26 protein-coding genes and 1 tRNA gene are annotated in these 26,751 nt (G+C 72.4%); 20 read left to right on the top strand and 7 right to left on the bottom strand.

The annotated features are described in order from the left end of the window. Nucleotides 1-117: 117 nt before the first annotated feature. The 8 genes from ABD999_RS41850 to ABD999_RS41885 all read left to right on the top strand — a co-directional run bounded on the left by ABD999_RS41850 (nucleotide 118) and on the right by ABD999_RS41885 (nucleotide 10,833). Nucleotides 118-3,282: an Rne/Rng family ribonuclease gene (locus ABD999_RS41850; protein WP_271279038.1), complete on the top strand. Its 3,165-nt coding sequence runs from the start codon at nucleotides 118-120 to the stop codon at nucleotides 3,280-3,282. 220 nt (nucleotides 3,283-3,502) lie between these two features. Beyond that, nucleotides 3,503-3,805 (top strand): 50S ribosomal protein L21, encoded by a 303-nt coding sequence (gene rplU / locus ABD999_RS41855; RefSeq protein WP_148029977.1) that lies wholly within the window; start codon nucleotides 3,503-3,505, stop codon nucleotides 3,803-3,805. Nucleotides 3,806-3,820: 15 nt separating this feature from the next. Then, complete coding sequence (gene rpmA / locus ABD999_RS41860) at nucleotides 3,821-4,078, top strand: 50S ribosomal protein L27 (RefSeq protein ID WP_068925700.1); 258 nt, start codon at nucleotides 3,821-3,823, stop codon at nucleotides 4,076-4,078. Between the two features lie 277 nt (nucleotides 4,079-4,355). Beyond that, on the top strand, nucleotides 4,356-5,708 hold the full coding sequence (obgE, locus tag ABD999_RS41865; protein WP_271279037.1) for a GTPase ObgE: 1,353 nt from the start codon (nucleotides 4,356-4,358) through the stop codon (nucleotides 5,706-5,708). A 31-nt stretch (nucleotides 5,709-5,739) separates the two neighbouring features. Continuing rightward, complete coding sequence (gene proB / locus ABD999_RS41870; RefSeq protein ID WP_378525367.1) at nucleotides 5,740-6,855, top strand: glutamate 5-kinase; 1,116 nt, start codon at nucleotides 5,740-5,742, stop codon at nucleotides 6,853-6,855. A gap of 231 nt (nucleotides 6,856-7,086) precedes the next feature. After that, nucleotides 7,087-8,370, top strand: a complete 1,284-nt coding sequence (locus ABD999_RS41875; RefSeq protein ID WP_271279035.1) for a glutamate-5-semialdehyde dehydrogenase — start codon at nucleotides 7,087-7,089, stop codon at nucleotides 8,368-8,370. Nucleotides 8,371-8,435: 65 nt separating this feature from the next. Next, nucleotides 8,436-8,597, top strand: a complete 162-nt coding sequence (locus tag ABD999_RS41880; RefSeq protein WP_187281013.1) for a hypothetical protein — start codon at nucleotides 8,436-8,438, stop codon at nucleotides 8,595-8,597. A gap of 100 nt (nucleotides 8,598-8,697) precedes the next feature. Continuing rightward, a complete protein-coding gene (locus tag ABD999_RS41885) occupies nucleotides 8,698-10,833 on the top strand; it encodes a serine/threonine protein kinase (protein WP_345483219.1) in 2,136 nt (711 codons plus the stop codon). A 3-nt stretch (nucleotides 10,834-10,836) separates the two neighbouring features. Here the strand turns inward: ABD999_RS41885 and ABD999_RS41890 are convergent, their stop codons facing one another. Continuing rightward, on the bottom strand, nucleotides 10,837-11,850 hold the full coding sequence (locus ABD999_RS41890; protein ID WP_148029982.1) for a M48 family metallopeptidase: 1,014 nt from the start codon (nucleotides 11,848-11,850) through the stop codon (nucleotides 10,837-10,839). Nucleotides 11,851-11,946: 96 nt separating this feature from the next. Between ABD999_RS41890 and nadD the strand changes: the two genes are divergently transcribed. From nadD to ABD999_RS41910, 4 genes are all read left to right on the top strand, one after another. Next, nucleotides 11,947-12,564 (top strand): nicotinate-nucleotide adenylyltransferase, encoded by a 618-nt coding sequence (nadD, locus tag ABD999_RS41895; protein ID WP_148029983.1) that lies wholly within the window; start codon nucleotides 11,947-11,949, stop codon nucleotides 12,562-12,564. A gap of 86 nt (nucleotides 12,565-12,650) precedes the next feature. Further along, nucleotides 12,651-13,046: a ribosome silencing factor gene (gene rsfS / locus ABD999_RS41900; protein WP_148029984.1), complete on the top strand. Its 396-nt coding sequence runs from the start codon at nucleotides 12,651-12,653 to the stop codon at nucleotides 13,044-13,046. Continuing rightward, a complete protein-coding gene (locus ABD999_RS41905) occupies nucleotides 13,043-13,684 on the top strand; it encodes a histidine phosphatase family protein (protein WP_148029985.1) in 642 nt (213 codons plus the stop codon). The genes rsfS and ABD999_RS41905 overlap by 4 nt, the downstream gene beginning before the upstream one ends. 119 nt (nucleotides 13,685-13,803) lie before the next feature. Next, a tRNA-Ala gene (locus ABD999_RS41910) sits at nucleotides 13,804-13,876 on the top strand. A gap of 47 nt (nucleotides 13,877-13,923) precedes the next feature. Here ABD999_RS41910 and ABD999_RS41915 read toward each other — a convergent pair. After that, nucleotides 13,924-14,742: an NAD(P)-binding domain-containing protein gene (locus tag ABD999_RS41915; protein ID WP_271278521.1), complete on the bottom strand. Its 819-nt coding sequence runs from the start codon at nucleotides 14,740-14,742 to the stop codon at nucleotides 13,924-13,926. Between the two features lie 114 nt (nucleotides 14,743-14,856). Here ABD999_RS41915 and ABD999_RS41920 point away from each other — a divergent pair, with 114 nt between their 5' ends. After that, entirely contained in the window at nucleotides 14,857-15,786 is a 930-nt protein-coding gene (locus ABD999_RS41920) for an MBL fold metallo-hydrolase (protein ID WP_271278522.1), read from the top strand. A 30-nt stretch (nucleotides 15,787-15,816) separates the two neighbouring features. After that, nucleotides 15,817-16,770: a GNAT family N-acetyltransferase gene (locus tag ABD999_RS41925; RefSeq protein WP_271278523.1), complete on the top strand. Its 954-nt coding sequence runs from the start codon at nucleotides 15,817-15,819 to the stop codon at nucleotides 16,768-16,770. Here the strand turns inward: ABD999_RS41925 and ABD999_RS41930 are convergent. Next, nucleotides 16,758-17,732, bottom strand: a complete 975-nt coding sequence (locus tag ABD999_RS41930) for a helix-turn-helix transcriptional regulator (protein ID WP_271278524.1) — start codon at nucleotides 17,730-17,732, stop codon at nucleotides 16,758-16,760. The genes ABD999_RS41925 and ABD999_RS41930 overlap by 13 nt on opposite strands. 44 nt (nucleotides 17,733-17,776) lie before the next feature. Between ABD999_RS41930 and ABD999_RS41935 the strand changes: the two genes are divergently transcribed. Further along, entirely contained in the window at nucleotides 17,777-18,229 is a 453-nt protein-coding gene (locus ABD999_RS41935; protein WP_148029989.1) for a hypothetical protein, read from the top strand. On the opposite strand, the gene ABD999_RS41940 is transcribed toward ABD999_RS41935, so the two are convergent. From ABD999_RS41940 to nhaA, 3 genes are all read right to left on the bottom strand, one after another. Beyond that, the gene (locus ABD999_RS41940; protein WP_271278525.1) at nucleotides 18,226-18,525 is read right to left on the bottom strand and encodes a hypothetical protein; all 300 of its coding nucleotides are present in this window, start codon (nucleotides 18,523-18,525) and stop codon (nucleotides 18,226-18,228) included. The genes ABD999_RS41935 and ABD999_RS41940 overlap by 4 nt on opposite strands. Nucleotides 18,526-18,629: 104 nt before the next feature. Further along, complete coding sequence (locus tag ABD999_RS41945; RefSeq protein ID WP_271278526.1) at nucleotides 18,630-19,127, bottom strand: hypothetical protein; 498 nt, start codon at nucleotides 19,125-19,127, stop codon at nucleotides 18,630-18,632. Between the two features lie 18 nt (nucleotides 19,128-19,145). Further along, entirely contained in the window at nucleotides 19,146-20,969 is a 1,824-nt protein-coding gene (nhaA, locus tag ABD999_RS41950; RefSeq protein WP_271278527.1) for a Na+/H+ antiporter NhaA, read from the bottom strand. A gap of 122 nt (nucleotides 20,970-21,091) precedes the next feature. Here nhaA and ABD999_RS41955 point away from each other — a divergent pair, with 122 nt between their 5' ends. The 3 genes from ABD999_RS41955 (at nucleotide 21,092) to ABD999_RS41965 (ending at nucleotide 25,352) form a co-directional block, all read left to right on the top strand. Next, nucleotides 21,092-22,111: an ABC transporter substrate-binding protein gene (locus ABD999_RS41955; protein ID WP_271278528.1), complete on the top strand. Its 1,020-nt coding sequence runs from the start codon at nucleotides 21,092-21,094 to the stop codon at nucleotides 22,109-22,111. A 106-nt stretch (nucleotides 22,112-22,217) separates the two neighbouring features. After that, nucleotides 22,218-23,777: a M28 family metallopeptidase gene (locus tag ABD999_RS41960; protein WP_271278529.1), complete on the top strand. Its 1,560-nt coding sequence runs from the start codon at nucleotides 22,218-22,220 to the stop codon at nucleotides 23,775-23,777. Nucleotides 23,778-23,852: 75 nt separating this feature from the next. Beyond that, nucleotides 23,853-25,352: a M28 family metallopeptidase gene (locus ABD999_RS41965; protein WP_271278530.1), complete on the top strand. Its 1,500-nt coding sequence runs from the start codon at nucleotides 23,853-23,855 to the stop codon at nucleotides 25,350-25,352. Between the two features lie 38 nt (nucleotides 25,353-25,390). On the opposite strand, the gene ABD999_RS41970 is transcribed toward ABD999_RS41965, so the two are convergent. Beyond that, nucleotides 25,391-25,924, bottom strand: coding sequence for a 2-thiouracil desulfurase family protein (locus ABD999_RS41970; RefSeq protein WP_271278531.1), 534 nt, complete (start codon nucleotides 25,922-25,924; stop codon nucleotides 25,391-25,393). A gap of 79 nt (nucleotides 25,925-26,003) precedes the next feature. Between ABD999_RS41970 and ABD999_RS41975 the strand changes: the two genes are divergently transcribed. Beyond that, nucleotides 26,004-26,369 (top strand): hypothetical protein, encoded by a 366-nt coding sequence (locus ABD999_RS41975; RefSeq protein WP_271278532.1) that lies wholly within the window; start codon nucleotides 26,004-26,006, stop codon nucleotides 26,367-26,369. Continuing rightward, nucleotides 26,366-26,746 carry a hypothetical protein gene (locus ABD999_RS41980; RefSeq protein ID WP_271278533.1) on the top strand — a complete coding sequence of 127 codons (381 nt, stop codon included), beginning with the start codon at nucleotides 26,366-26,368 and terminating at the stop codon, nucleotides 26,744-26,746. Before ABD999_RS41975 ends, ABD999_RS41980 begins: the two co-directional genes overlap by 4 nt. The last annotated feature ends 5 nt before the right edge of the window (nucleotides 26,747-26,751 follow it).

A 26,751-nucleotide genomic window follows, 5' to 3' on the forward strand; every position in this document is an offset into this window, starting at 1 on the left:
TGGGGTGTGACCGGCAGACAGGACTTGGCGCCACGCCTCCGGGTGTGGCGGACAACGAGACACGATGCTCCTGCGCGGCGCGGCGACGCGCCCGGGGGCTGACGGGAGAGCGCCCGCATGCTCGACGAGAACGAGCCCAACGCCGGGGCCAATGGCCCTGACGGGGAGACAACAGAACAGTCCCAGGTGACCAGGCGCCGCGGCGCGGCCAAGAGGCCGGCGGGGCCCCCGCCGGAGATCCCTGAGGAGAAGCCCTCCGCCCCGGTCACCGTCCCGGCCGCCCAGGCCGCGCCGTCGGTGACCGAAGGGCGGCCGCTGCCCAGTGTGGCGGCGCAACGCGCGGCCGGAGAGCCCGGCGAGGTCGTCGCCGCGCCGGCTCCGGTGAGCCCGGCCGAGGAGGCGGCGGCCGCCGCCGTCGAGGAGGCCAAGCCCAAGCGCACCACGCGGACCCGGTCGACGGCCACGACGACCCGGCGCCGCAAGAAGACCGCCGACGAGGCGGAGACCGGTGCGTCCGGCGTCCCCGAGACCCCGGACGCGGCCGTCGGCGCCCCCGACGCCCAGGTGCCTGCCAACGGCGCTGAGGCGGCCCGTGGCGACGCGGTCGCGGCCTCCGGCACCGAGACCCCTGGCGTGGCTGAGGTGAGCGGGGCCGCGGTCTCCGGCGCCGGTGCGCCGGGCGAGGCCGCCGAGCCGGAAGCGCCCGCGAAGCGGCGCCGGTCCCGTAAGAAGGCCGAGTCGGAGATCGAGGCGGGAGAGCCCGCTGCGACGGGCGCTGACCGCGCGGGCACTGCTACGGCGGGTGCCGACCGCGCGGGTGCCGCTACGGCGGGAGCTGACCGTACGGGTGCCGCTGCGGCGGGCGCTGCTCGTACCGGTGCCGACCGTGCGGGCGCTGCTCGTACGGGTGAGGTCCGTGACGACGCTGCCCGGGCGGGTGGTGCCGGGGTCGAGTCCGCTGAGTCGCGCGTCGAGCCGGGTGTGGCCGCGCAGGTGGCCGCGGGGGCCGGGGAGGCCGCGGCAGAGCGTGACGGGTCCGCCGACGAGCAGGAGGAGATTCTCGAGATCCTGCCCGAGGACGAGCCGCTCGACGACGAGCCCGCCGGGGAGGACCTCGACGAGGACGACATCAAGGTCAACCTGCTGGCCGACCCGTTCGGGCTGGCCGCCCGCAGGCGGGACGAGGCCGGAGGTTCCGCCTTCCGGCGCCCGGCGGCCATCTTCGCGCCGCTGTTCCAGGCGCCCGACCCCACGCAGGCGCAGCCCGTACGGCCGGTGGAGCCGGAGCCCGAGCCTGAGGTGGAGGCGCACGACGAGAGCGCCGAGGTCACCGCCGAGGACGACACCGACATCGACACCGACGGCGACGCCGACACCTCCGACGACCAGGAGGAGACCGGTGGCCGGCGCCGTCGCCGCAGGCGCGGCGGGCGCGGGCGCGGCAAGTCACGCGAGCGTGACGAGAACGACGAGGGCGACGACTCCGACGACTCCGACGAGGAGGGCCAGGAGGAGGCGTCCGAGGAGTCCCAGGACGAGGCGGGCTCCAGCTCGCGCCGTCGCCGTCGCCGTCGCCGCCGCGGCGCTGACGACGACACGGCCGACACGACGCCCGACGACCCGCCGAACACGGTGGTGCGCATCCGCGCCCCGCGCTCCGGCCGGGCGGCCGCCCACGACACCTCCGCCGACGGCGTGCAGAGCGTGCGCGGCTCCACCCGCCTGGAAGCCAAGAAGCAGCGCCGGCGCGAGGGCCGCGAGCTGGGCCGCCGGCGTCCGCCGATCATCACCGAGTCGGAGTTCCTGGCCCGCCGCGAGTCCGTCGACCGGATGATGGTGGTGCGCCGCCAGGGCGACCGCACGCAGATCGCGGTGCTGGAGGACGGCATCCTCGTCGAGCACTACGTCAACCGCGAGGCCAGCCAGTCCTACGTCGGCAACGTCTACCTCGGCAAGGTGCAGAACGTGCTGCCGTCGATGGAGGCCGCGTTCGTCGACGTCGGCAAGGGGCGCAACGCCGTCCTGTACGCGGGCGAGGTCAACTTCGACACCGCCGGCCTGGAGGGGCAGCCCAAGCGGATCGAGTCGGCGCTGAAGTCCGGCCAGTCGGTGCTGGTGCAGGTCACCAAGGACCCGATCGGCCACAAGGGCGCCCGGCTGACCTCGCAGATCAGCCTGCCCGGCCGCTACCTGGTGTACGTGCCCGACGGGTCGATGACCGGCATCAGCCGCAAGCTCCCCGACAAGGAGCGCACCCGGCTCAAGAGCATCCTGAAGAAGGTCATGCCGGAGAACGCCGGCGTGATCGTCCGTACGGCCGCCGAGGGCGCCTCGGAGGAGGAGCTGGCCCGCGACGTCGCCCGCCTGTCGGCGCAGTGGGAGAACATCCGCAAGAAGGCCAAGTCGGCCAGCCCGCCCGAGCTGCTCTCGGCCGAGCCCGACCTGACCATCCGGGTGGTGCGCGACGTCTTCAACGAGGACTTCAGCTCGCTGGTCGTGCAGGGCGAGGACGCCTGGGAGACGGTCGACGAGTACGTCAAGTACGTCGCGCCGCACCTGGCCGAGCGGCTGACGAAGTGGGACGGCGGCCAGGGCGACGTGTTCGAGTCGTACCGGATCGACGAGCAGCTCGCCAAGGCGATGGAGCGCAAGGTGTGGCTGCCGAGCGGCGGCTCGCTGGTGATCGACCGGACCGAGGCGATGACCGTCGTCGACGTCAACACCGGCAAGTTCACCGGCCAGGGCGGCAACCTCGAGGAGACCGTCACCCGCAACAACCTGGAGGCGGCCGAGGAGATCGTGCGCCAGCTCCGGCTGCGCGACATCGGCGGCATCATCGTCATCGACTTCATCGACATGGTGCTGGAGTCCAACCGCGACCTGGTGCTGCGGCGCATGCTGGAGTGCCTGGCCCGCGACCGGACCAAGCACCAGGTGGCCGAGGTGACCTCGCTGGGGCTGGTCCAGATGACCCGTAAGCGGGTCGGTCAGGGCCTGCTGGAGGCGTTCTCGACGCCGTGCGACTGCTGCAACGGGCGTGGCCTGATCGTCTCCACGGAGCCGGTCGAGAGCAAGCCGGAGCCGCGCGGCACGCAGGGCAAGATGGCGGTCGAGAAGGCGGTCTCCGACAAGATGGGCGACAAGGTCTCCGCGGCCAAGGACACGGGGAACCGTGATACGGTGACCGGTGCGCTTGACGATGTCCCGCATGAGGACGACCACGGCGGCCAGTCTTCCGGCAGGGGGCGGCGACGTTCCCGCCGAGCCAAGTCCGCCGAGTGACCGCTTGGCGGGCGATCCGATGAATCGTCCGGTTCGCCAGGGGCACGGATCATCCGGTACCCTAGTGGATCGGTGCGCTAGGTGGCGTGCCCTGTTGGCGCGCCCCTCGGTTCGTCGGTTTCGGACGAGCCGGAGGTCGGGCGCAGCATTCGGAGGCAGCGGTCGTCCCGCTCGGGGCGCCGGTGTATCGACAACAGCTAGTCAGTAGAAGGGTTCCGCGGTGTACGCGATCGTTCGTTGCGGCGGCAGGCAGCAGAAGGTCTCCGTCGGTGACGTCCTCGAGGTGGACAAGGTCGCCGGCGAGGTCGGCTCTTCGGTTTCGCTGCCGACGGTGCTCGTCGTCAACGACGGCGATGTGACCACGGAGGCGGGCCGGTTCACGGTCAACGCCGAGATCCTCGGTGAGACCAAGGGTCCGAAGATCCGCATTCTCAAGTACAAGAACAAGACCGGTTACAAGAAGCGCCAGGGTCACCGTCAGCGGTACACCCAGGTGAAGATCACCGGTATCGACCAGGCCTGATCGGGAGTTTGAGAGATGGCACACAAGAAGGGCGCGTCGTCCACCCGCAACGGCCGCGACTCCAACGCTCAGCGCCTGGGCGTCAAGCGCTTCGGCGGCCAGCTGGTCAACGCCGGCGAGATCATCGTCCGCCAGCGCGGCACCCACTTCCACCCGGGTGACAACGTCGGCCGTGGCGGCGACGACACCCTGTTCGCGCTGACCGCCGGTCACGTCCAGTTCGGCACCAAGCGCGGTCGCCGCGCCGTGAGCATCGTCCCCGTCGCGGAGTAAATCTCCGTCGCGAGGGGTTGAGACAAGGGGTGGATCGCCTGCCGATCCACCCCTTGTCCCGTTGTACGACTCCTTCCGTGGAAGGGCCGGTCTTGCGGCCGGTCCCGTGTGGAGGGCTCGGTCGTACGGCCGGATCCTCTTACGGGGGAGCGGCCGATCGGCGGGGCACCTCTGCGGAGTCCGTTCGTCTGAGGGGGCGGAGGTACCCGTTTCCTGAGGGTGCTCGGCTGGATGTGATGGTGTGCCCGTACGCGGGCCTATGGAGGAGAAGAGCTGAATGCCGGACTTCGTGGACCAGGTGATCCTGCATGTCAGGGCCGGTGACGGGGGGAACGGCTGCGCCTCCATCCACCGGGAGAAGTTCAAGCCGCTCGGCGGCCCCGACGGCGGCAACGGCGGGCGGGGCGGGGACGTCATCCTGGAGGTCGACCCCAACACCGCCACCCTGCTCGACTACCACCGCCGCCCGCACCGCAAGGCCGGCAACGGCAAGCAGGGGCAGGGCTCCAACCGCGACGGCGCCAACGGGGGCGACGTGGTGCTGCCGGTGCCCAACGGCACCGTGGTCAAGGACGCGGCGACCGGTGAGGTGCTCATCGACCTGGTCGGCGCCGGCACCCGTTACGTGATCGCCGGCGGCGGCCACGCCGGCCTCGGCAACGCCGCGCTGGCCAGCACCAAGCGGAAGGCGCCCGGGTTCGCGCTGCTGGGCGAGCCGGGTGACGCGCTGGACGTGATGCTGGAGCTGAAGAGCGTCGCCGACGTGGCGCTGGTCGGCTTCCCCAGCGCGGGCAAGTCGTCGCTGATCGCCGCCCTCAGCGCGGCCAAGCCGAAGATCGCCGACTACCCGTTCACCACCCTGATCCCCAACCTGGGCGTGGTCACCGCGGGCGACAACGTGTTCACCGTGGCCGACGTGCCCGGCCTGATCCCCGGCGCGTCCGAGGGCAAGGGGCTCGGCCACGAGTTCCTGCGCCACGTCGAGCGGTGCGACATGCTCGTGCACGTCATCGACTGCGCCACCATGGAGCCGGGCCGCGACCCTGTCACCGACTACGAGGTGATCGAGGCGGAGCTGCACGCCTACGGCAAGCTGGAGGACCGGCCGCGCATGGTCGTGCTCAACAAGGCCGACGTGCCCGACGCCCGTGACCTGGCCGACCTCGTACGGCCCGAGTTCGAGGAGCGCGGGCTGCGGGTGTTCACCGTGTCGGCGGCGGCCCACGAAGGGCTGCGCGAGCTCACGTACGCGATGGGCGAGTGGGTGGCCGCAGCCCGCGCCGCCAAGCCCGTCGAGGAGCCGACCAGGCTCGTCATCAGGCCCAAGCAGCTCGGCGAGGCCGGGTTCAAGGTGCGCAAGGTCAATGACGACCTGTTCCAGGTGACCGGCGAGAAGCCGGAGCGGTGGATCAGGCAGACCGACTTCAGCAACGACGAGGCCGTCGGCTACCTGGCCGACCGGCTGGAGCGGCTCGGCGTCGAGGAGGAGCTCGCCAAGGCCGGCGCCACCGCCGGGGTCGAGGTGGTGATCGGGCCGATGGAAGGCGGTTACATCTTCGACTGGCAGCCGACGCTCAACGCCGAGGCGGTCCGCCAGGGGCCGCGCGGCACCGACAGCCGCCTCGGATAAACCGTTTGGCGGGCTCGGATAGGGTTTGGACGTGCGGGAACAGATCGGTTCAGCGTCGAAGGTCGTCGTCAAGATCGGCTCGTCGTCGCTCACGACCCCCCAGGGCATGATCGACGTCGACCGGGTCGACGCCCTCGTCGACGTGCTCGCCGCGCGCCGCCGGGCCGGCACCCAGCTCGTGCTGGTGTCGTCGGGCGCCATCGCGGCGGGCCTGGGCCCGCTCGGGCTGCCCGCGCGACCGCGCGACCTGGCCACGCAGCAGGCGGCGGCGTCCGTCGGGCAGGGCGTGCTGGTCGCCCGCTACACCTCCTCCTTCGCCCGGTACGGGCTGCGCGTCGGCCAGGTGCTGCTGACCGCCGACGACATGATGCGGCGCACCCACCACGTCAACGCCCAGCGCACCCTCGACCGGCTGCTGGAGCTCGACATCGTGCCCATCGTCAACGAGAACGACACCGTCGCCACCGACGAGATCCGCTTCGGCGACAACGACCGGCTGGCCGCGCTGGTCAGCCATCTCATCCGGGCCGACGCGCTGATCCTGCTGTCCGACGTCGACGCGCTCTACGACGGCCCGCCGAGCCGGCCGGGCGCGCGGCGGCTGGCGGAGATCCGCGGGCCCGAGGACCTGGTCGGCGTCCAGCTCGGCAAGGGCGGCGCCGTCGGCACCGGCGGCATGATCACCAAGGTGCAGGCGGCCAGGATCGCCACCGGCGCGGGCGTGCCGGTCGTGCTGACCGCCGCCGCCCACGCCGCGCACGCGCTGGCCGGAGAAGACGTCGGCACCTTCTTCCATCCCCAGGGCCGCCATCCGGGCACGCGCCTGCTGTGGCTGGCCCACGCCACCACCGGGCGCGGCCGGCTCCACCTCGACGCCGGCGCGGTCGAGGCCGTCGTCACCCGCCGCAAGTCCCTGCTGCCGGCCGGGGTGACCTCCGTCGAGGGCGAGTTCGCCGCCGGCGACCCGGTCGACCTGTGCGGACCGCGCGGCCGCGTGGTGGCACGCGGCCTGGTCAACTTCGACGCGATGGAGATCCCAGGCCTCCTCGGCCGCTCCACCCGCGACCTGGCCACCGAACTCGGCCCAGAGTACGAACGCGAACTGATCCACCGAGACGACATCGTCATACTGGAACCCCAAAGCTGACCGGAATACTGGAGTCCCAAGGCCGACCGAGACACAAAGTCCCAAGGCTGACTGGATAACAGATTCCCACGGCTGACGCACCAAGGGGCACGTCGTTTTGCGAAGGGCTCGCCTCGCTCTGGACTGAGGAACGCAGGGAGCGAAGCGACCGGAGTGACGAGGGAAGAGCGAGGCTTGAGGAGCCCTTCGCCGCGGAGCGCAGCGGAGCAATCAAACGGAGAGCAATCAAACATGAACACAGAGTTCCTGAAGGTCGCCCACGCGGCACGAGAGGCCGCCGCCGAGCTGGCCCCGCTGCCGCGGGCGCCCAAGGACCGGGCCCTGCGCGCCGTCGCCGACGCCCTGGTGGCGCATGCCGCCGAGATCGTCGAGGCCAACGCCGCGGACGTCGAGCAGGCCAGGGCGCAGGGCACCGCCGAGGCCATGATCGACCGGCTGCGGCTCGACGAGGGCCGGGTGGCCGCCATCGCCGAGGCCGTGCGCCAGGTGGCCGACCTGCCCGACCCGGTGGGCGAGGTGATGCGCGGCTCCACCCTGCCCAACGGGCTGGAGCTGCGTCAGCTCAGGGTGCCGCTCGGTGTCATCGGCATCATCTACGAGGGCCGCCCCAACGTCACCGTCGACGCCGCCGCGCTCTGCCTCAAGAGCGGCAACGCGGTGCTGCTGCGCGGCTCCTCCAGCGCCTACAGCTCCAACACCGCTCTGGTGAAGGTGATGCAGGAGGCGCTGGCCGACACCGAGGTGCCGTCCGGGGCCGTACAGCTCGTGCCGGGCCTCACCCGCGACTCGGTCAAGACGCTGATGCGCGCCCGCGGGCTGGTCGACGTGCTCATCCCGCGCGGCGGCGCGTCGCTGATCAACTCGGTTGTGGAGGAGTCCAGCGTCCCGGTCATCGAGACCGGCACCGGCAACTGCCACGTGTACGTCGACGCGGGCGCCGACCTCGACCTGGCCGTGGAGATCCTGGTCAACGCCAAGGCGCAGCGGCCGTCGGTGTGCAACGCGGCCGAGACGTTCCTGGTGCACGCCGACGCGGCCGACGCGTTCGTGCCCCGGGCGCTGGAAGCGCTGAAGGCGGCCGGGGTGACCGTCCACGGCGACGCGCGCGTGGCCCGCTACGGCGACGACGTGGTGCCGGCCACCGAGGACGACTTCACCGCCGAATACCTCTCGCTCGACATCGCGGCCGCGGTCGTCGACTCGCTGGAGGACGCGGTGGCCCACATCCGGCGTTACGGGTCCGGCCACACCGACGCCATCGTCACCCGGTCCCAGCAGGCGGCCCGGCGGTTCGTGTCGCTGGTCGACTCGGCAGCGGTGGCGGTCAACGCCTCGACCCGGTTCACCGACGGCGGCGAGTTCGGGTTCGGCGCCGAGATCGGCATCTCCACGCAGAAGCTGCACGCGCGCGGGCCGATGGGCCTGCCCGAGCTGACCTCCACCAAGTGGGTCTACACCGGCGAGGGCCAGCTGCGCACCGCGGAGGGCACGGTCATCGCCAAGTCAGGACAGTGACGTGATCGGGTCGCGGGCGGCGTGTCGGCGCCCGCGGCCCCGCGCGCGCCTCCTTGACTGGGCGCATGGAGATCGTCATCGCCCTCGCGTTCGCGGCCGCCGTGCTGTTCGGCGCCGACCGGCTGATGCTCTGGCTGGAGAGCCACGGTCACGTCAACTGGCGCAGGAAGGGGCGCAGGGATCTTGGGCGCGAGCCCAGGGCCGAGCTCGACAAGCTGCTGTCGTGATCGGAGTCGGCAGATAGAAGTTTCGGCGTGCCTCAGGCGTCCACACCTTTCACAGCGCTAGGGTTGTGTCCCTTATGGGCGCGCCGAGCGGGGAGGGACGGTGAGCAAGCTCGGCAAGGTCGGGCCGTACACCCTGCTCGAGAGGCTCGGCCGGGGTGGCATGGGCGAGGTCTACCTCGCCAGCGCCCGCCGTGGCGAGCGCGTCGCGGTCAAGGTCCTGCACGACCTGACCGAGAACGACGCCGCACGCATCCGGCTCGAACGCGAGGTCCGGGCACTGCGCCGGGTCGAGAGCCCCTATGTCGCGCGCGTGCTCGACGCCGACCTGTCCTGCGACCGCCCCTATCTGGTGATGGAGCACATCGAGGGTGTCACCCTGCTGGAGCGGGTGCGCCAGGACGGGGCCCTCGATCTGGCGGAGCTGGTACGGCTCGCGCAGGGCATCGCCGCGGCCCTGGCCATCATCCACGCCGCCGGGGTGGTGCACCGCGACCTCAAGCCGGCCAACATCATCATGGGCGCCGGCGGGCCGGTGCTCATCGACTTCGGCATCGCCCAGGTGCATGACGCCACCCGGCTCACCCTGACCGGCACCTTCCTCGGCACCCCCGGCTACACCGCCCCGGAGATCTTCGCCGACGAGCAGGTGGACTCGCCCGCCGACGTGCACGCGTGGGCGGCGACGGTGGCGTTCGCGGCGACGGGGCGGCCCGCGTTCGGGCGGGGGACCGCCGAGGCGCAGATGTACGCGGTGCTCAATGGGCAGGCGGACCTCAAGGGCGTGCCGGTGGAGTTGCTGCCGCTGGTGCGGGCGGCGCTCAACCGCGAGCCGCGCAAGCGGCCCACCGCCGCGTTGCTGGCCGACCGGCTGGCCCGGCTGGTCAAGGCGAGCGGTCTCGACGACCCCGACGCCGGCGCCGGTGAGCCGGGGGACGCCTCGCGCCCCGGGGGCAACGTCCCGTCGCCCCGCGGCCGTGGCTCCGAGCCGGCGGCTCGGGGGCGTTCCGGAGAGGTGCCCGCGCCGCGCGGGCGTTCAGGGGACAGCGTGCCGCCTCGGTCCCGCACAGGTGAAGGGGCGGCGTCGCGTGCTGAGGGAGGACGCGGGCGTTCGGGAGACAGCGTGCCGCCGCGGTCGCGTGCGGGTGAGGTGGCCGCGCGTGCGGAGGGGGTGCGCGGGCGCTCGGCTGACAGTGCGCCGTCGCGGTCTCGTACGGGTGAGGCGGCTGCGCGTGCCGACGGGGTGCGGGGGCGTGCCGGAGAGGTGCCCGCGCCGCGCGGGCGCGCGGCGGACGAGGGGACGGGCCGGGGCCGGGCCGACGGGACCGCCGGACGTGGGCGGGCTGACGGCGCGGCGGGACGGGGGAAGAGTGACGGGGCCGCCGGGCGCGGGCGGGCCGACGGCGCTGTGGGGCATGGGAAGACCGACGGGGCCGCCGGCCGTGGGCGGGCTGACGGGGCCGCGGGGCGCGGCAAGAGTGACGGGACGACCGGGCGCGGGCGGGGTGAGGCTGTCGCCGCGACGGGGGCCGCGGCCGCCGGGACCGGAGGGCGGGGCAGGGCCGGTGACGGCGCCGGGCGGCGGGCCGTGGAGACGGCCGCGGGGCGCGGGCGGAGCGGCGAGGGCGCCGTGCGGGCCAGGGCGCAGACGGCGGCGCGGACCCGCACGAGGACGCAGAGCGTGGCCAAGGGCGTCAAGAGCAGGGCCGAAGGGGCCACCACGCTGCCTGCCGGGAACACGGCGCTGCTGCTGCTCGCCGTCCTGGCCGTGCCGTGCGTGGTGGCGTCGGTGATGTGGCCGATCGCCTCCATCGGCATCACGGCCGTGTTCGTGGTGCTGACCAGGGCGCTGTGGATGAGCCACTGGATGGTGCGCAACCACGCCGAAGGGTGGCTGCGGGCCACCATGAGGGCGGTGACGCTTCCGTTCGCGCTGTCCGGAGCGCTGGCCAGCGCCGCCGTCTGGCCGGGGGCGCCCGTGGCCGTCGCGGCCGGCGGAGCGCTGTGGATCACCGGCGGCGGTCACATCGACTCGACCTGGTGGCAGCAGCCCGCTCCGGTCACCGCCGCCGCCGTGGTGTTCGGCATGCTGTGCGGCGGCATCACCGGGCGCGAGATCGAGCGGGTCGGCGCCCGGCTGCCCGAGCTGCGCAGGGAAGGGCTGCGCGCACTGGCCGTGCTGGGCGGGTTCGTCGCCCTGTGCGCGGCTGCCGTGCGCGCGATCGCCCTGCTGCTGTGACGGTCAGCCGTCGCGGCGCGCGAACCGGTTGAAGATCCGCTCGCCGGCGTTGACCGCGCCCTCGGCCACGTCGCGGAGCACGCCGATGAACGGGTCCTGGGACTCCGACCAGGACCTGCGGTAGGACTCGGCGGCGGCCTTCACCTCTTCGCTGACGCGGGCGTTGGGGTCGTCCTCGCGGCGCGGGTAGTCGCCGCCGATGATGCGGTCGTACTCGCCGCTGCGCTGCCACTTGTCGAGCTCGGCCACGCGGACCACGGCGAACGGGTGGGTGGTGCCGAGCAGGTTGAGCACCTTGAGGAAGCCGTCGCGCAGGTCGCCGGCGGTGTCGTACTCGGCGTACTGCTCCAGGAACGCCTCGATGTTCATCTCGTGCGTGTAGTCGCCGCCGGCGAGCTTCATCAGCGCGCGCTTGGCGGCCTCCGGGTCCTGGCCGGTGAGCAGGCCGCCGCGGTCGGAGGACAGCTCCGACTTCCGGTACCACTCCTCCAGGCCGGCCACGATCGCGCGCAGGCCGATGTAGCCGAGCGGGATCCAGGCGACGCGGGCCGCGAGGCGGGTGAGGATGTCGAGCATCGTCCGGTAGACGGCGTGGCCCGACAGGATGTGGGACGTCTCGTGGCCGATGACGAAGCGCTGCTCCTCCTCGTTCATGAGGTTGAGCAGGCCGGTGGTCACGACGATGAACGGGTCGTCGAAGCCGATGGCCTTGGCCTGGACCTGCGGGTCCTGCTGGACGTAGATCTCCGGGATCCGGTGCAGGTCGAGGACGTAGGCGGCGTCGCGGCCCATGTCGTAGAGGGAGCGGAACTGGGTCTCGCTCACCCGCACGGCAGAGGCGAGGTACATGAGGCGAAGGCGCCGCTCGCTGACTAGGCCGGACATCTGCTTGAGAACCGTGTCGAACCCGCTCAACTTGCGCAGAGCGACCAGAGCCGACCGGTCTGCGGGGTGTTCGTAGGCACGGGACGAGATGCCGGGCAGTTGGACGCGGCTGCGGTCCGGGGTGGTCGTCATGCCCGGCATGCTACGTCCGCGACGGGAGGTATGCGCGGCCATCGTGAAGGGGGGTGCCGTGATGTCTTGTGGAGGCTTCCGCGTAAGGTCCGTTTCATGATGAACGCGCCTGGTATGCAGGGGAAGCGACGCGTGGGAGTCATGGGCGGCACGTTCGACCCGATCCACCACGGGCACCTGGTCGCCGCCAGCGAGGCGGCCCATCATTTCGAGCTCGACGAGGTCGTGTTCGTGCCCACCGGCAGGCCGTACCAGAAGTCGGAGCGCGAGGTGTCCGCGCCCGAGGACCGTTACCTGATGACCGTCATCGCGACCGCGTCGAACCCGCGCTTCTCCGTCAGCAGGGTGGACATCGACCGCCCCGGGCCCACGTTCACCATCGACACCCTGCGCGACATCTCGGAGATCTACGGGCCGCAGGTTGAGCTGTTCTTCATCACCGGCGCCGACGCGCTCGGCGCCATCCTCGACTGGCAGAACGCCGACGAGCTCTTCCAACTGGCCCACTTCGTCGGCTGCACCAGGCCGGGGCACCACCTGCACGACCCCGGGCTGCCCGAGGGCAGGGTGACGCTGCTGGAGATCCCGGCGCTGGCCATCTCGTCGTCGGAGTGCAGGCAGCGCGTGGCCAAAGGGGAGCCGATCTGGTATCTCGTGCCCGACGGGATCGTCCAGTACATCAACAAGCGCGACCTCTACCGCTCGCACGAGTGAAGTAGTGCCGTACGTGGGGCAGGACGGCCGTAACGGGTACCCTCCATATAGGGCATGTTGCCGACTCAGGAGGTCCGACCCGCACCGTGACAGCATCTGACACCGCCGTCCAGCTCGTGCGCATCGCCGCCGAGGCCGCCGCCGACAAGCTGGCCGAAGACATCCTCGCCTACGACGTCAGCGAGCAGCTCGTCATCACCGACGCCTTCCTGCTCTGCTCCGCCACCAACGACCGCCAGGTCCGCGCCATCGTCGACGAGATCGAGGAGAGGCTGCGCACCGAGGCCGACGCCAAACCGGTGCGCCGCGAGGGCGAGCGCGAGGGCCGCTGGGTCCTCCTCGACTACATGGACATCGTCGTGCACGTCCAGCACGAGGAAGACCGCACCTTCTACGCCCTGGAGCGGCTGTGGAAGGACTGCCCGGCCATTTCCCTGCCGGAGAGCGTCATGCAGGCCAACATCCAAAGGGCCCGCACTTGAGCAGACGCATCGTCTGCCTCCGTCATGGGCAGACCCTGTGGAACGTCGAACACCGTTTCCAGGGCCATTCCGACATCCCGCTCGACGAGACCGGCCAGGCCCAGGCGGCCAGGGCGGCGTCCCTGCTCGCCTCGCTGCGGCCGACTCTCATCGTGTCCTCCGACCTCCAGCGGGCCAACGACACCGCCCTCGCCCTCGGCCGCGTCACCGGCATCGAGGTGGCCGTCGACAAGGACTTCCGCGAGCGGGGCGGCGGTGAGTGGGAGGGCCTGACCCGCCAGGAGATCGCCGAACGCTGGCCGCGCGAGTACGTCGCCTGGGAGGCCCCCGGCGGCGAGGCCGTGACCGACGTCGCCGTCCGGGTCGCCGCCGCCATGCGGCGCTGGGCGGCCAAGCTCGACGACGACGGGCTGCTCGTCGTGGCCTCCCACGGCGCGGCGCTGCGGCTCGGCATCTGCGAGCTGCTCAGGCTGCCGCTGGAGCTGTGGTCCGCCATCGGCGGGCTGGGCAACTGCTCGTGGTCCGTGCTCCACGAGGGGCGCAGCGGATGGCGCCTGCTGGAGCACAACGCCGGCACCCTCCCCGAGCCGATCAGCAGCGACGACAGCCCCGACGCCGAGGGGCGCCAACCGGCGTGAGCGGCCGCTCGCGTCACGCGGGCGGCCGTCTCTTTCGCCGTTCCTGGTACGGGCGTGCGATTAGGCGAATCGCCGGGATGGCTATATGCTCTCGGAGGCCCGCTCGCGAGCGGTGATCAGGGGCTATGGCGCAGTTGGTAGCGCGCCTCCATGGCATGGAGGAGGTCTGGGGTTCGAATCCCCATAGCTCCACAGACGATGCCCCGCCCTCACGGCGGGGCATTTTCGTGTCTCCGGCCTCAGTGGGCGAACGCGAATCCCGCCGCCCGGAGCTTGGCCGAGCTCACCGGTACGGTCGGCGTCCTGATCTCGCCGCGGAAGGTCAGCGGCGGCCACCCTCCGGCGGCGCAGATCTCGCCGAACACCTCCGCGTTCGTCCGGGGCGCGACGGCATCGGGGACGGCGTTGTAGATCCCCGTCAGGCCCTCGCCGACGACGAAGCCGAGGGCGGACGCCGCGTCCCTGTAGTCGATCCGGTAGAGCAGCGCCTCGGCGGAGAAGGGGACGCTCCCGCCCAGCATCTCGTGGGCGAGCTTCACCCGCGCCGGGTAGTCCATGTCACGCGGATGCCCGTACACGTCGGGGATGCGGACGACCGCCCCGCCGGCCGTGGCGAGCACGGCGGCCTCGGCGGCGGCGAAGTTGCGCGGGGAGGCGTCGGGGTCGCCGGTCACGGGCGTGTCCTCGTCCACCACGGCTCCCGTGCCGGCGCCGTAGACGGACACGGAGCTGGTGAAGACCACGCGGGGATGCGCCTCGACGGCGGTGCGGGCGCTGGCGGTCAGCGTGTCCGCGTACTCGGCGACCCGCTGGGCGGCGTCGAAGGAACGGGTCAGGCGCGGGCTCACGGTCAGGACGACCGCGTCGGCCTCCTCGACCACCCGCTGGACGGCCGCCCGGTCGCTGCCCCGCAGGACCGCCACGTCCGAGCACACCTCCCGGAGCTCGCCGACGCGGCCGGGCGTGGTGGTGGTGCCGGTCACCCGGTGGCCGGCGGCGGTCCAGCGGCGGGCCAGCTCCATGCCGACGTTGCCGCAACCGATGATCACATAACGCACGTCACGACCTCCTGAGGGAAACGCTGTTTCACTTTGCCTCATGGACCGCCCCGTACGCCAGCGAAACCGCGGCGGGCGGGGGAGTATGAGGGAGGGCTTTCGGCAGGAGGAGACATGGGCGAGCCGGTCGCGGAGGTGCGGTTGCGCCAGGTCGTGGACGGGGTGTTCGCGTGGGTGCAGCCGGACGGGACCTGGTGGGTGAACAACGCGGGCGCCGTCGCCGGTGACGGGGCCGTCCTCGTGGTCGACACGTGCGCCACCGAGCAGCGGACCAGGCGGTTCCTGGGGGCGCTGGACGAGGCCACCGGGGGCGTGCCGGTGCGGATGGCGGTCAACACCCATCAGCACGGCGATCACGCGTACGGCAACAGCCTGCTTCCCGAGGCCGCCGTGCTGTTCGGGCACGAGGCCATGCGGGAGGCGCTGCTGGCGGACTTCGTCATCGACGGGTGCCCGCCGTTCTGGACGCCGGTGCCCGACTGGGGGAACGTCACGCGGCGGGTGCCCGACGTGGCGATCCGCGGCGAGGTGACCGTGTTCGCGGGCGGGCGGCGGGTCGAGTTGCGGCACCCCGGGTACGCGGCGCACACGCCGGGCGACGTGGTGGCGTGGCTGCCCGAGGAGCGGGTGCTGTTCACCGGCGACCTGATCTTCAACGGGCTGACGCCGCTGGTGATGATGGGGTCCGTACGGGGCGCGCTGGAGTCGCTGGAGTGGCTGGCGGCGTTCGGGGCCGAGCACGTGGTGCCGGGGCACGGGCCCCTGGCGGACGCGGCGTCGCTGCCGGGGATCCTGGCGGCGCACGAGCGCTACTACCGGCTCGTGCTCGACGTCGCGCGGAAGGGGCGCGAGCACGGGCTCACTCCCCTGGCGGCGGCGCGGGGGGCCGACCTGGGCGAGTTCGCCGCGTGGGACGACTCCGAGCGGCTGGTGCTCAACCTGCACCGGGCGTACGCGGACGCCGAGGGGGGCGAGGTGGATCTGCTCACCGCCTTCGGCGACGCGATGACCTACCACGGCGGCCCGCTGCCGACCCGGGTCTGACGGCGGCCCGCCTTCTGGCAGCATGGCCGGGTGATCAATCCGACGACCACGGTCCGGGGGTTCGCCGCGGGGGATGAGGGGCCGCTCGTGGCGGCCTGGAACCGCGGGATGCCCGCCGACCCCACGACGTCCGGCTGGCTGCGTGACTGCGTGCTGCTCGATCCCAACTTCGACCCCGAGGGGCTGCGAGTGGCCGTGGTCGGCGGGGAGTTCGCCGGGTGCGCGTACGGGGTGCGCAGGCTGGTTCCGCTCGCCCCGTCGACCGATCTGGAGCCGGGCATCGGGTGGATCCCGTTCTTCTTCGTGGCGCCGGAGCATCGGGGGCGCGGGCTGGGGCGGCGGCTGGTGGAGGAGGCGCTGGCGTTCCTGGCGCGGCATGGGCGCACGACGGTGGAGTTCGCCCCGTACACGCCCAACTACGTGCTGCCCGGGGTGGACGCGGCGGTCTATCCGGACGCGTACCGGCTGCTTGAGAGGCTGGGCTTCCGGACGTTGTACACGCCGGTGGCCATGGACCGCACGCTCGTCGGCTACACGATGCCGGACGAGGTGCGGGAGCTGCGGGCGGCGCGGGAGCGGGAGGGGTACGCGTTCCGGGCGCCGGCCGATGGGGAGCTGCCGGAGCTGATCAGGTTCGCGGCCGGGGTGTTCAATCCCGACTGGGGCGAGGCGATCAGGAGGATGGGCGACCGGGGGCGGCTGCTCGTCGCGGTGAGGGAGCGCATCGTGGGGTTCGCGGCGTACGGGGCGTACCGGGAGATCCCCGAGCGGTTCGGGCCGTTCGGTGTGGACCCCGCCGAACGCGGCACCGGGCTCGGCAAGATCCTGCTCCACGCGGCCATGACCGGGATGCGGGCCGAGGGGCTGCACGGGTCGTGGTTCCTGTGGACCGGCGAGACCGGCCCGGCGGGGAACCTCTACACGAGAGCCGGGTACGAGGTCACCCGGCGGTTCCACGTGATGCGGCTGGTTCAGCCGCGGTAGCGGCGGACGATCCGCTCGGCGGTGTCGGCGACCCGCTCGCGCAGCTCCGGAGGGGAGACCACCTCGGCGTCGGCGCCCAGCCTCAGGAACTCGGCCACCGCGTGCCCGACGGACTCGATGGGCAGCGTCACCGTGATCCAGCCCTCCTCGTCCGGCGGCTGGGCCGTCTCCTTCGCCGCCGCGACCACGCCGGGCGTCATCAGGTCGCGCAGCCGCTCCAGGCCGGACGGCGACAGCCGCACCACCGCCTCGCCCCGGCGCAGCCTGGCCTCGAACTCCGCCAGGTAGCCCTGCCAGTGGGCGGCCAGGTCGAAGCCCGCCGGGCGGGTGATCCGGCCCGGCAGCGGGTGGAGCTCCAGGATCTGCGACACGCGGTAGGTGCGCACGCCGTCGCCGCAGCGGGCCACCAGATACCACCGCCCGGCCTTGACTACCAGCCCGTACGGCTCCAGCCGGCGTTCCACCTCCTGGGGCGCCCGCCAGCGGCGGTAGCGGACCCGCAGCGGGTGCTCGTTCCACACGGCCTCGGCCACGGTCGGCAGGTGGGTGACCGGCTCCGGATCCCGATACCAAGCCGGGGCGTCCAGCAGGAAGCGCTCCTGGATGCGGCCGGCCCGGTCGCGCAGCTCCACCGGCAGCGCCGCCATCAGCTTGAGCTGGGCGGCCGCCACGACCGCGCCCAGCCCCAGCTCGGCCGCCGGGCCCGGCAGCCCGGCCAGGAACAGCGACTCGGCCTCGTCGGCGGTCAGCCCGGTCAACCTGGTGCGGTAGCCGTCGAGCAACTGGTAGCCGCCGCTCGGCCCGGCGTCGCCGTAGAGCGGGATGCCGGCGGCGTGCAGCGAGTCCACGTCGCGGTAGATCGTGCGGACCGACACCTCCAGCCGCTCGGCGAGCTCCCTGGCCGTCATCCGGCCCCGCGTCTGCAGGAGCAGCAGGATCGAGACGAGGCGGGAGGCGCGCACATCACTGACACTACATGTCAGCGACCCGCCCTTACCGTCTCCGCATGAACGACTTCGACTTCCTCGCCGGCACCTGGAACGTGGCCAACCGCCGCCTGGTCAAGCGTCTGGCCGGCAGCGACGACTGGGAGGAGTTCCCGGGCGTCTCCACCAGCACCCGCCACTTCGGCGGCGCCGCCAACTTCGACGAGATCCACTTCCCGACCCTCGGCTACAGCGGGCTGACGCTGCGGCTGTACGAGCCGGCCACGCGGCTGTGGTCCATCTACTGGTCCAGCAGCCGCACCGGCACGCTCGACCTGCCGCCCATGGTGGGCGGCTTCGACGGCGACCGCGGCCGGTTCTACGCCGACGAACTGCATGAGGGGACGCCGGTGCGCTCCCGGTTCCTCTGGACCGTGCTCGGGCCGGACGCCTGCCGGTGGGAGCAGGCGCTCTCGGCCGACGGCGAGCGGACCTGGGAGACCAACTGGACGATGGACTTCACCAGGGCCTAGGAGTTCGCCGACAGCAGCACGGCCGCGGCCAGGGCCACCACCAGCAGCAGGACGCCGCCCACCGCGAACAGCCACCACCAGCCCGACCGGGACTTCCTGGTCTCGTAGGCGACGTCGGGCAGCAGGTCCGGCGTGTAGTCGAGCCGCTGCGTCCGGTTGTCCTCCAGAGGCGGCATGCGCGGAGGCTGGGGGAACAGGGGCGCCGCGTTCGCGGGCGGCGGGAGGGGGTGCGGGGGCGTCGCCTGCCGCCGCGGCGGGGGCGGGGCCGGGCCGTCCCAGCGACGCCTGATCGTCATGTCCCCTTCGGGACCGCCGGGCTGCTCTGGATTCATGATGCCCTTCGGAGGCGGGGTGTGCTCCAAGATTGTCACATCTGCCGCCTTCGTCCCATCCGGATCGGTCAGGTCGGGGGCTGCTGCCAGCCCTGCGGGTTCTGGTAGGGCCCGGGGTTCGGGTTCTGGTACGGGCCCGCCTGCGGGTTCTGGTGCGGGCCGGCCGGGGGCTGCTGCTGGGGCGGGCCGGGCTGCTGCCAGCCCTGCTGGGGGCCGGGCTGCGGCTGCTGCCAACCCGGGGCGGCGGGCTGCGGGGTGCGGCGGGCTACCACGGCCCAGATCAGGAGGCCGACGCCCGTCGTCGCCAGCACGAACGAGACCAGCCCCAGCAACGCCAGCACGCCGCCCGCCTCGCGGAGGCCGACGGTCTCCACGATGGTCCGCAGGAAGATCGTCTGGCCGAGCCGGAGCAGGCCCTCCAGCAGCAGCGCGACGCAGCCCAGCAGGCCGATGACCGCCGCGCGTCCGTGGGTCCGCCGGCCCATGGCCGTGACCACGACGCCGATGCCCGGCACCGCGCAGGACAGGATCGCGAGCAGCACGTTGAGGAGGTTCGAAGAGGCCATGCCGGAGATCTCCATCCGTCAGGGGGTCTTTTTCCCGGGGGCGGCGGCGGGGCGTGCCTTCTCCACCGCTTCGATGATCGGTGCGAGGTCCAGCCTGCCTCGGTAGCGTACGCCGTTGATGAACAGGGTCGGGGTGCCTCGTACCCCGCTTTCCCGGCCTGATCGCTCGTCGCGCTCGATCCTGGCGGCGCGGGCGGCGATCGGAGCCGACAGGTCGACCTTCAGCTCGGCCGCGTAACGCGCGAGGTCGGCGTCGGCGAGTGCGCGCTGGGCGGCGTAGAGCTTGTCGTGCATCTCCCAGAACCGGCCGTCGCGGGCGGCCGCCTCGGCCACCAGCGCGGCGGCCAGCGCGCGCGGGTGCATGTCGCGGAGCGGGTAGTGGCGGAACACGAACCGCACGTCGGGGCGGCGGCGCCGCAGCTCCTCCAGGATCGGGTGCAGCCGCCCGCAGTAGGGGCACTCGAAGTCGCCGTACTCGACCACGGTGACGGCGGCGTCCGCCGGGCCGCGCACGTGGTCGTCGGGGCCGACCGGCGTGCTGAGCAGCTCCGGCCGCTCCTCCTCCGGCTCGGCGGCGGCGTCCGGAGGGGCGCACACGCCGCCCCGGTTCCACGCCAGTTTGAAGATGATCCCGCCGAGCAGCGCCGAGGCGATCGACCCGGCGAGGATGCCGATCTTGGCCTCGCTGATCAGCAGCGGGTCCTCGAAGGCCAGCTCCACGATGAACAGCGAGACCGTGAACCCGATGCCGGACACCGCCGCGCCGCCCAGCAGCTGGCCCCACACCAGGTTGCCCGGCAGGATGCCCCAGTTGAGCCGGAGCGGCAGCCAGGTGCCGAGGGTGATGCCGAGGAGCTTGCCGGCGAGCAGGCCCAGCGCCACGCCGATGGAGATCGGCGAGGTCATCGCCGCGCTCAGGGTCTCGCTGTCGAGCCGGATGCCGGCGTTGGCCAGCGCGAAGATCGGCACGATCACGTAGCTGCTCCACGGGTGGAGCAGCAGCTGCAGCCGTTCGTTCACGGAGACCGACATGCGCACCAGCCGCGTCGCCTCCACGGCCGCCCGCGGGTTGGGCGCGTAGGTCAGCTCCTGCACGGCCTCGCCGGCCCTGATCAGCTTCCGGTCGCTGGGCGCGTACACGAAAACCAGCACGCCGAGCGCGATGCCGACCAGCGTCGGGTGCACGCCGCTCTCCAGCGTCGCCACCCACAGCGCGAAGCCGAGCACGATGTACGCGGGCGCGCGCCAGATCCGCAGCCACCGCAGCAGCATGATCGCGGCGAGCAGCAGCACCGCGGTGACGAGCGCGGGGACGGACAGGCTCGCCGTGTAGAAGATGGCGATGATCATGATGGCGAGCACGTCGTCCACGATCGCCAGCGTGAGCAGGAAGGCCCGCAGCGGGTCGGGGCAGCGCGCCCCCACCACGGCGAGCAGGCCCAGCACGAACGCGGTGTCGGTGGCGATCGGCACGCCCCAGCCGACGGCGCCGGGCCCGCCCGCGTTGAGCATCAGGTAGATGCCCGCGGGGACGACCAGCCCGCCGAGCGCGGCGAGGGCCGGCACGGCGACCAGCCGGCGGTCGCGCATCTGCCCGAGGCGCATCTCGTAGGAGATCTCCAGGCCGATGACGAAGAAGAAGATCGCCATCAGCCCGTCGTTCACCCAGTGGCGCAGATCGAGGGAGAACGTGGCGTCGCCGAACGTGAGCCCGACCGGGATGTGCCAGAACGCCTCGTAGGTGTCGCCCCACGGCGAGTTGGCCCAGAGCATGGCCACGATCGTGGCGGCGAGCAGCAGCGTGGTGCTGCCTGCCTCGGTCTTGAATATCGCCCGGAGCATCGGCGGCTCACCCCCTGCGCTCGATCTTAAGGTTCCGCGGGGAGTGCACGGGTGACCCTTTCGACTTAGGTAAGCCTAAGCTAATATGCGGACCACGAATCGGTAAAGCCGGAGGAGTCCCCATGCCCACTGTCCCGCGTAGGGGACTCGTCGCCCTCGCCGTCGCCGCTCTGCTGGGAACCGCTGCGTGCGGCGGGACGGAGGCGCCGCCCGCGTCCGCGCCGTCCGCCTCCGCGCAGGAAGCCTGGAGCTGGACGGACGATCGCGGCAAGAAGATCTCCCTGCCGGCGCGGCCGGAGCGGGTGGTGGCCCAGTCCGCCTCCGCGGCGGCGCTGTGGGACTTCGGCGTGCGCCCGGTCGCCGTGTTCGGCCCGCACCGGCTCAAGGACGGCGGGCGCGACCCCGAGGTGGGCGAGGTCGACATCGCCGCCGTCGAGTCGATCGGCAACACGTGGGGCGAGTTCAACGTCGAGAAGTTCATCTCGGTCCGGCCCGACCTGCTCGTCTCGGGCATGTACCTGAAGGACTCGCTCTGGTACGTGCCCGAGGAGTCGGCGGACGCCATCGAGCAGGTCGCCCCGACGCTCGGCGTCCTGCTCGGCGGCAAGAAGCTCACCGAGGTCATCGAGCGCTACGCCGGCCTGGCCGCCGCGCTGGGCGCCGACCTGAACGCCGCGCCGGTCGCCGAGGCCAAGTCCCGCTTCGAGGCCGCGAGTGCCCAGCTCAGGGAGTCCGCCGCCGCGAGGCCGGGGCTGAAGGTCATGGTCGTCACGGCCACCCCCGACAACCTGTACGTCGCGTACCTGCCCGACCACCCCGACCTGGCCTACTTCAAGGAGCTGGGCCTCGACGTCGTCTCCCCGGCCAGTCCGACGGAGAGCGAGGGCGGTTTCTGGGAGGTGCTGAGCTGGGAGAACGCCGACAAGTACGAGGCCGACGTGATCCTGGTGGACGCCCGGGCCCAGTCCATGAAGGCCGGCGAGATGGCGAAGAAGCCGACCTGGAGCGAGCTGCCCGCGGTCAAGGCCGGTCAGGTCTACCCGTGGCGTGCGGCCGAACGGTACAGCTACCTGGGGTACGCCAAGGTGCTGGAGGAGCTGAAGACCAACGTGGATTCAGCCAAGGACGACGTAGTGGGCTGAAAATCGCATATCTGGGTCTTTTCAGGGTGCCTTGCTCTGGTTAACGTTCCAGCGCGACTTGAATCGGGGGAGACAGTCCCAACCAGATTCCTTGCGGAGGAGCCGAATGCGCTTCCACCTCCCCAAGGGCGTGGCCCGAGCCGGCACCCTGGCAGTGGCCCTCGCCCTTCCTCTCGCCTTCGTCACCCCGGCACAGGCGGATCCCGATCCGACGGCCTTGGCCAGATCGGTCAAGGCCAAGCCGGTCGTCCGGCACCTGGAGGCGTTCCAGCGGATCGCCGACGCCAACGGGGGCACCCGCGCCTCGGGCACGCCCGGCTACGACGCCTCGCGCGACTACGTCGCGGGCAAGCTGCGCCAGGCGGGTTACAAGGTCACGATCCAGCCGTTCGAGTTCCCGTTCTTCATGCAGAACTCCACGGCCACCATGCAACGGATCTCACCTGATCCGCGCACGTACACCCCGACCCCGCCGGACGGCAGCGTGGTCGGCGAGTTCGCGACCATGACGTACTCCGGCGCCGGGGACGTGACCGCGACCGTGCAGAACGTGGACCTGCAGATCCCGCCGCCCGCCCAGCCGGGCTCGACGTCCGGCTGCGAGCCGGCGGACTTCGCCGGCTTCACGCCCGGCAACATCGCCCTGATCCAGCGCGGCAGCTGCGACTTCCGCGTCAAGGCGGAGAATGCCCAGGCCGCGGGCGCCGCCGGGGTGATCATCTTCAACGAGGGCCAGGAAGGCCGCACCGCGACCCTGCAGGGCACCCTCGGCGTGCCCACGGTCACGATCCCCGTGGTCGGCACCGGCTTCGAGATCGGCGCCGAACTGGCCGCCACGACCAGCGTGGTGCGCCTGGCCACCGACACCGAGAGCGAGACCCGCACCACCTACAACGTGATCGCCGATTCCCGGAGCGGCAACCCGGGCAACGTCGTCATGTTCGGCGCGCACCTCGACAGCGTCACCGCCGGCCCCGGCATCAACGACAACGGCACCGGCAGCGCGGGCATCCTGGAGACCGCCCTGCTCATGGCCAAGCTGCCGACGGTCAACAAGCTGCGCTTCGCCTGGTGGGGCGCGGAAGAGCTGAACCTGATCGGCTCCGAGTACTACGTGGCGAACCTGCCGGCCGCGGAGCGCGCGAAGATCAAGCTGTACCTGAACTTCGACATGATCGGCTCGCCGAACTACGCGTACAAGATCTACGACGGCGACGACTCCGACGCGACCGGCGCGCCCGCGGGCCCGCCCGGCTCCGACGAGATCGAGGCGACGTTCGAGCGGTTCTTCGACGCGCTGCGCCTGCCGCACGGCGGCACCGACTTCGACGGCCGCTCCGACTACGGGCCGTTCATCGAGGCCGGCATCCCGTCCGGCGGCCTGTTCACCGGCGCCGAGGGCGTGAAGACCGAGGAGGAGGCCGCGAAGTACGGCGGCACGGCGGGAGCCGCCTACGACCCGTGCTACCACCGGGCCTGCGACACGATCGACAACGTCAGCACCGAGGCGCTGCTGGTCAACACGGGAGCCATCGTGCACTCAGCGGTGACCTACGCCTACGACCGCAGCCTGCCGGGCGGCACGACCGCCCGCACGAACGCCGGGGCGCCGCTCCAGATGCGCGGCGCGCCGTACCACGGGCACAACCACCAGGTCAGCCGGTAACCGTCACCGGCCGACACTCCGGCGGGGGAGCGGCGCACCACGCCGCTCCCCCTCTCACCCCCCACGGAGGACCCCGTGAAGTTACTCCCGGCGCTCTGCGCCGTCGTGCTCGCCGTCCCACTGGCCCTGACCGCGCCCGCCGCGGCGGCGGCCGCCGCTCCCGACATCCCCCTGTCGAACGTGAAGGCCCACCTGAGCCAGTTGCAGTCCATCGCCACCGCCAACGGCGGCAACCGGGCGCACGGCAGGCCCGGCTACCTGGCCTCCGCCAACTACGTCAGGAACCTGCTCAACGCCGCCGGCTACGCCACCACCCTCCAGTCGTTCACCTACAACGGCGCCACCGGCTACAACGTCATCGCCGACTGGCCCGGCGGCGACATGGACGACGTGCTCATGGTCGGCGCCCACCTCGACAGCGTGACCGCCGGCCCCGGCATCAACGACAACGGCTCGGGCTCGGCCGCCATCCTCGAAGTCGCGCTGGAGGTGGCCCGCCAGGGGCTGCAGCCGAACCGGCACCTGCGCTTCGCCTGGTGGGGCGCCGAGGAGCTGGGGCTGCGCGGCTCCCGCTACTACGTGAACAACCTGCCCGCCGCCGAGCGCGCCAGGATCGGCGGCTACCTGAACTTCGACATGGTCGGCTCGCCCAACGCCGGCTACTTCATCTACGACGGCGACGACTCCGACGGCACCGGGGCGGGACCGGGCCCTGCCGGGTCGGCCGAGCTGGAGCAGGTCCTGCAGAGCTACTTCGCGGGCATCGGCGTGCCCACCCGGGGCACCGACTTCGACGGCCGCTCCGACTACGGGCCGTTCATCAGCGCCGGGATCCCGGCGGGCGGTACGTTCACCGGCGCCGAGGGCATCAAGTCCAGCGCCCAGGCGCAGCTCTGGGGCGGCACCGCCGGGCAGGCGTTCGACCCCTGCTACCACCGCTCCTGCGACACCACCGCGAACATCAGCGACACCGCGCTCGACCGCAACACGGACGCGGTCGCGCACGCCGTCTGGACCCTCGCGACCGCCGAGCAGCCGCAGCCCGTCTGGTCCGACACCTTCGAGACCGCCACCGGCTGGACGGTGAACCCCGGCGGCACCGACACCGCCACCACCGGCGTGTGGGAGCGCGGCGACCCGCAGGCCACCGACTCCAGCGGCCCCAAGCAGCTCGGCGCCACCACGAGCGGCGTCAACGCCCTGGTCACCGGCCCGCTCGCGGGTTCGAGCGCCGGCGCGTACGACATCGACGGCGGCGTGACCACCGTCAGGTCGCCGGCGATCACGCTCCCGACAAGCGGCCAGCTCCGGCTGTCGCTGTCGTGGTACCTGGCCCACGGCAGCAACGCCACCAGCGCCGACTTCTTCCGGGTACGGGTCGTCGGCACGACCACGGCGACCGTGGTGGAGCGGCTCGGCGCGGCCGTCGACCGCGACGCGGCCTGGGCCACCGCCACCGCCGACGTCTCCGCCTTCGCCGGGCAGACCGTGCGCGTCGTCGTCGAGGCGGCCGACGCGGGCACCGCGAGCCTCGTCGAGGCGGCGGTGGACGACGTGGTGATCACCCGGCAGTGAACCGGAGGGCCGGGCGGGACGCATCCCCGCCCGGCCCGTCACCCCGGACCCGGAAGGGACGCGGAGCCGGCCTCGCCGGAGGACTCCAGGGCGTCCAGGCAGGCGGCGGCCTCCTCGACGTGGTCCTCGCCGAACACCCGGATGCCGTGGCGCTCCAGCAGGGCCGTGGTCACGCCCCGGCCCGCGGCGCGACGGCCGGTGAACGTCCCGTCGTACACGGCCAGCGTGCCGCACGACGGGCTGCCCTCCTTCAGCACCGCCAGCCGGGCCCCGGCGTCGCGGGCGGCGGCCAGCGCGGCCCGCGCCCCCGCCAGGAACTCGGCCGTCACGTCGGACCCGTCGGCGGCCAGCACGCGGGCCCGCCCGTCCAGCACCGCCGCCCCGCCCGCGCCGCCCTCGATCTCGGCGGCCGGCCGCGGCACGGGCAGCCCGCCCTGCACCTCAGGGCAGAACGCCACCAGCCGCCCTTCGCGCCGCCAGGCCGCCAGCCGCTCGTCGGAGCTGGTCTTGGCGCCGCCGTCGTAGCGGACCCGGCGGCCCATCAGGCACGCGCTGACGAGGATCCTCTCCATACCTCCGATCCTAGGCAGCGGCCCGAGGGCGCCGGACGGGATCGGGAACCGGCCCGGGCGGGCGATAACCTGTGCTGCGATGAACACCACCGTTGCCACGATCGTCATCGTCGGCGCGCTGCTGCTGGCGCTGGCGAGCCTGATCACCGCCATCCGCAACCGGCCCATGGGCGTGATCCTGCTGGCCGGGTTCGTCCTGCTCGAAGTGGCGGTCCTGGTGCAGGCGGGGTTCGTGATCGCCGCGCTGGCCGGCGGCGAGGGGCCGTCGGGCGAGGCGGTCACGATCTACGGCTACCTGATCGCCGAGGCGCTCATCCCGCCCGCCGGGGTGTTCCTCGGGCTCGCCGAGCGCAGCCGCTGGGGCCCGGCCATCCTGGTCGTGGCCGGGTTCGCGATCGCGGTGATGACCGGGCGGCTGCTGCAGATCTGGCAGGGCGTGGCGTGACCACCACCGGCATCGGCTCCGGCCCCGGCCGGGCGCTGCTCGCCCTCTACGGGCTGTTCGCGCTGGCCGCCGGAGCCCGCGCCGCCGTGCAGATCGCCACCAGGTTCGGCGAGGCGCCGCTCGCCTACTCGCTGTCGGCCTTCGCCGCGCTGGTCTACCTGCTGCTCACCGTCGCGCTCGCACGCGGCGCGAGACGGCTCGCGCTGGCGGCGCTCCTCATCGAGCTGGCCGGGGTGCTCGTCATCGGCACCGTGAGTCTGCTCGACCCGGCCGCCTTCCCCGACGAGACCGTCTGGTCGGGCTACGGCAAGGGCTACCTGTACATTCCGCTCGTGCTGCCGCTCGTGGGCCTCTACTGGCTGTGGCGCCGACGTTAGGCGCG

The sequence above is a fragment of the Nonomuraea ferruginea genome, from assembly GCF_039540635.1.
Classification (GTDB): Bacteria; Actinomycetota; Actinomycetes; order Streptosporangiales; family Streptosporangiaceae; genus Nonomuraea; species Nonomuraea ferruginea.

What these genes read in the sequence shown, in the direction of transcription:
- ABD999_RS41850 (WP_271279038.1), top strand. Translation starts at nt 118, where the DNA reads ATGCTCGACGAGAACGAGCCCAACGCCGGGGCCAATGGCCCTGACGGG.
- rpmA (WP_068925700.1), top strand. Translation starts at nt 3,821, where the DNA reads ATGGCACACAAGAAGGGCGCGTCGTCCACCCGCAACGGCCGCGACTCC.
- obgE (WP_271279037.1), top strand. Translation starts at nt 4,356, where the DNA reads ATGCCGGACTTCGTGGACCAGGTGATCCTGCATGTCAGGGCCGGTGAC.
- ABD999_RS41875 (WP_271279035.1), top strand. Translation starts at nt 7,087, where the DNA reads ATGAACACAGAGTTCCTGAAGGTCGCCCACGCGGCACGAGAGGCCGCC.
- ABD999_RS41880 (WP_187281013.1), top strand. Translation starts at nt 8,436, where the DNA reads ATGGAGATCGTCATCGCCCTCGCGTTCGCGGCCGCCGTGCTGTTCGGC.
- ABD999_RS41890 (WP_148029982.1), bottom strand. Translation starts at nt 11,850, where the DNA reads ATGACGACCACCCCGGACCGCAGCCGCGTCCAACTGCCCGGCATCTCG.
- nadD (WP_148029983.1), top strand. Translation starts at nt 11,947, where the DNA reads ATGATGAACGCGCCTGGTATGCAGGGGAAGCGACGCGTGGGAGTCATG.
- ABD999_RS41920 (WP_271278522.1), top strand. Translation starts at nt 14,857, where the DNA reads ATGGGCGAGCCGGTCGCGGAGGTGCGGTTGCGCCAGGTCGTGGACGGG.
- ABD999_RS41935 (WP_148029989.1), top strand. Translation starts at nt 17,777, where the DNA reads ATGAACGACTTCGACTTCCTCGCCGGCACCTGGAACGTGGCCAACCGC.
- ABD999_RS41940 (WP_271278525.1), bottom strand. Translation starts at nt 18,525, where the DNA reads ATGACGATCAGGCGTCGCTGGGACGGCCCGGCCCCGCCCCCGCCGCGG.
- ABD999_RS41945 (WP_271278526.1), bottom strand. Translation starts at nt 19,127, where the DNA reads ATGGCCTCTTCGAACCTCCTCAACGTGCTGCTCGCGATCCTGTCCTGC.
- nhaA (WP_271278527.1), bottom strand. Translation starts at nt 20,969, where the DNA reads ATGCTCCGGGCGATATTCAAGACCGAGGCAGGCAGCACCACGCTGCTG.
- ABD999_RS41955 (WP_271278528.1), top strand. Translation starts at nt 21,092, where the DNA reads ATGCCCACTGTCCCGCGTAGGGGACTCGTCGCCCTCGCCGTCGCCGCT.
- ABD999_RS41960 (WP_271278529.1), top strand. Translation starts at nt 22,218, where the DNA reads ATGCGCTTCCACCTCCCCAAGGGCGTGGCCCGAGCCGGCACCCTGGCA.
- ABD999_RS41970 (WP_271278531.1), bottom strand. Translation starts at nt 25,924, where the DNA reads ATGGAGAGGATCCTCGTCAGCGCGTGCCTGATGGGCCGCCGGGTCCGC.
- ABD999_RS41975 (WP_271278532.1), top strand. Translation starts at nt 26,004, where the DNA reads ATGAACACCACCGTTGCCACGATCGTCATCGTCGGCGCGCTGCTGCTG.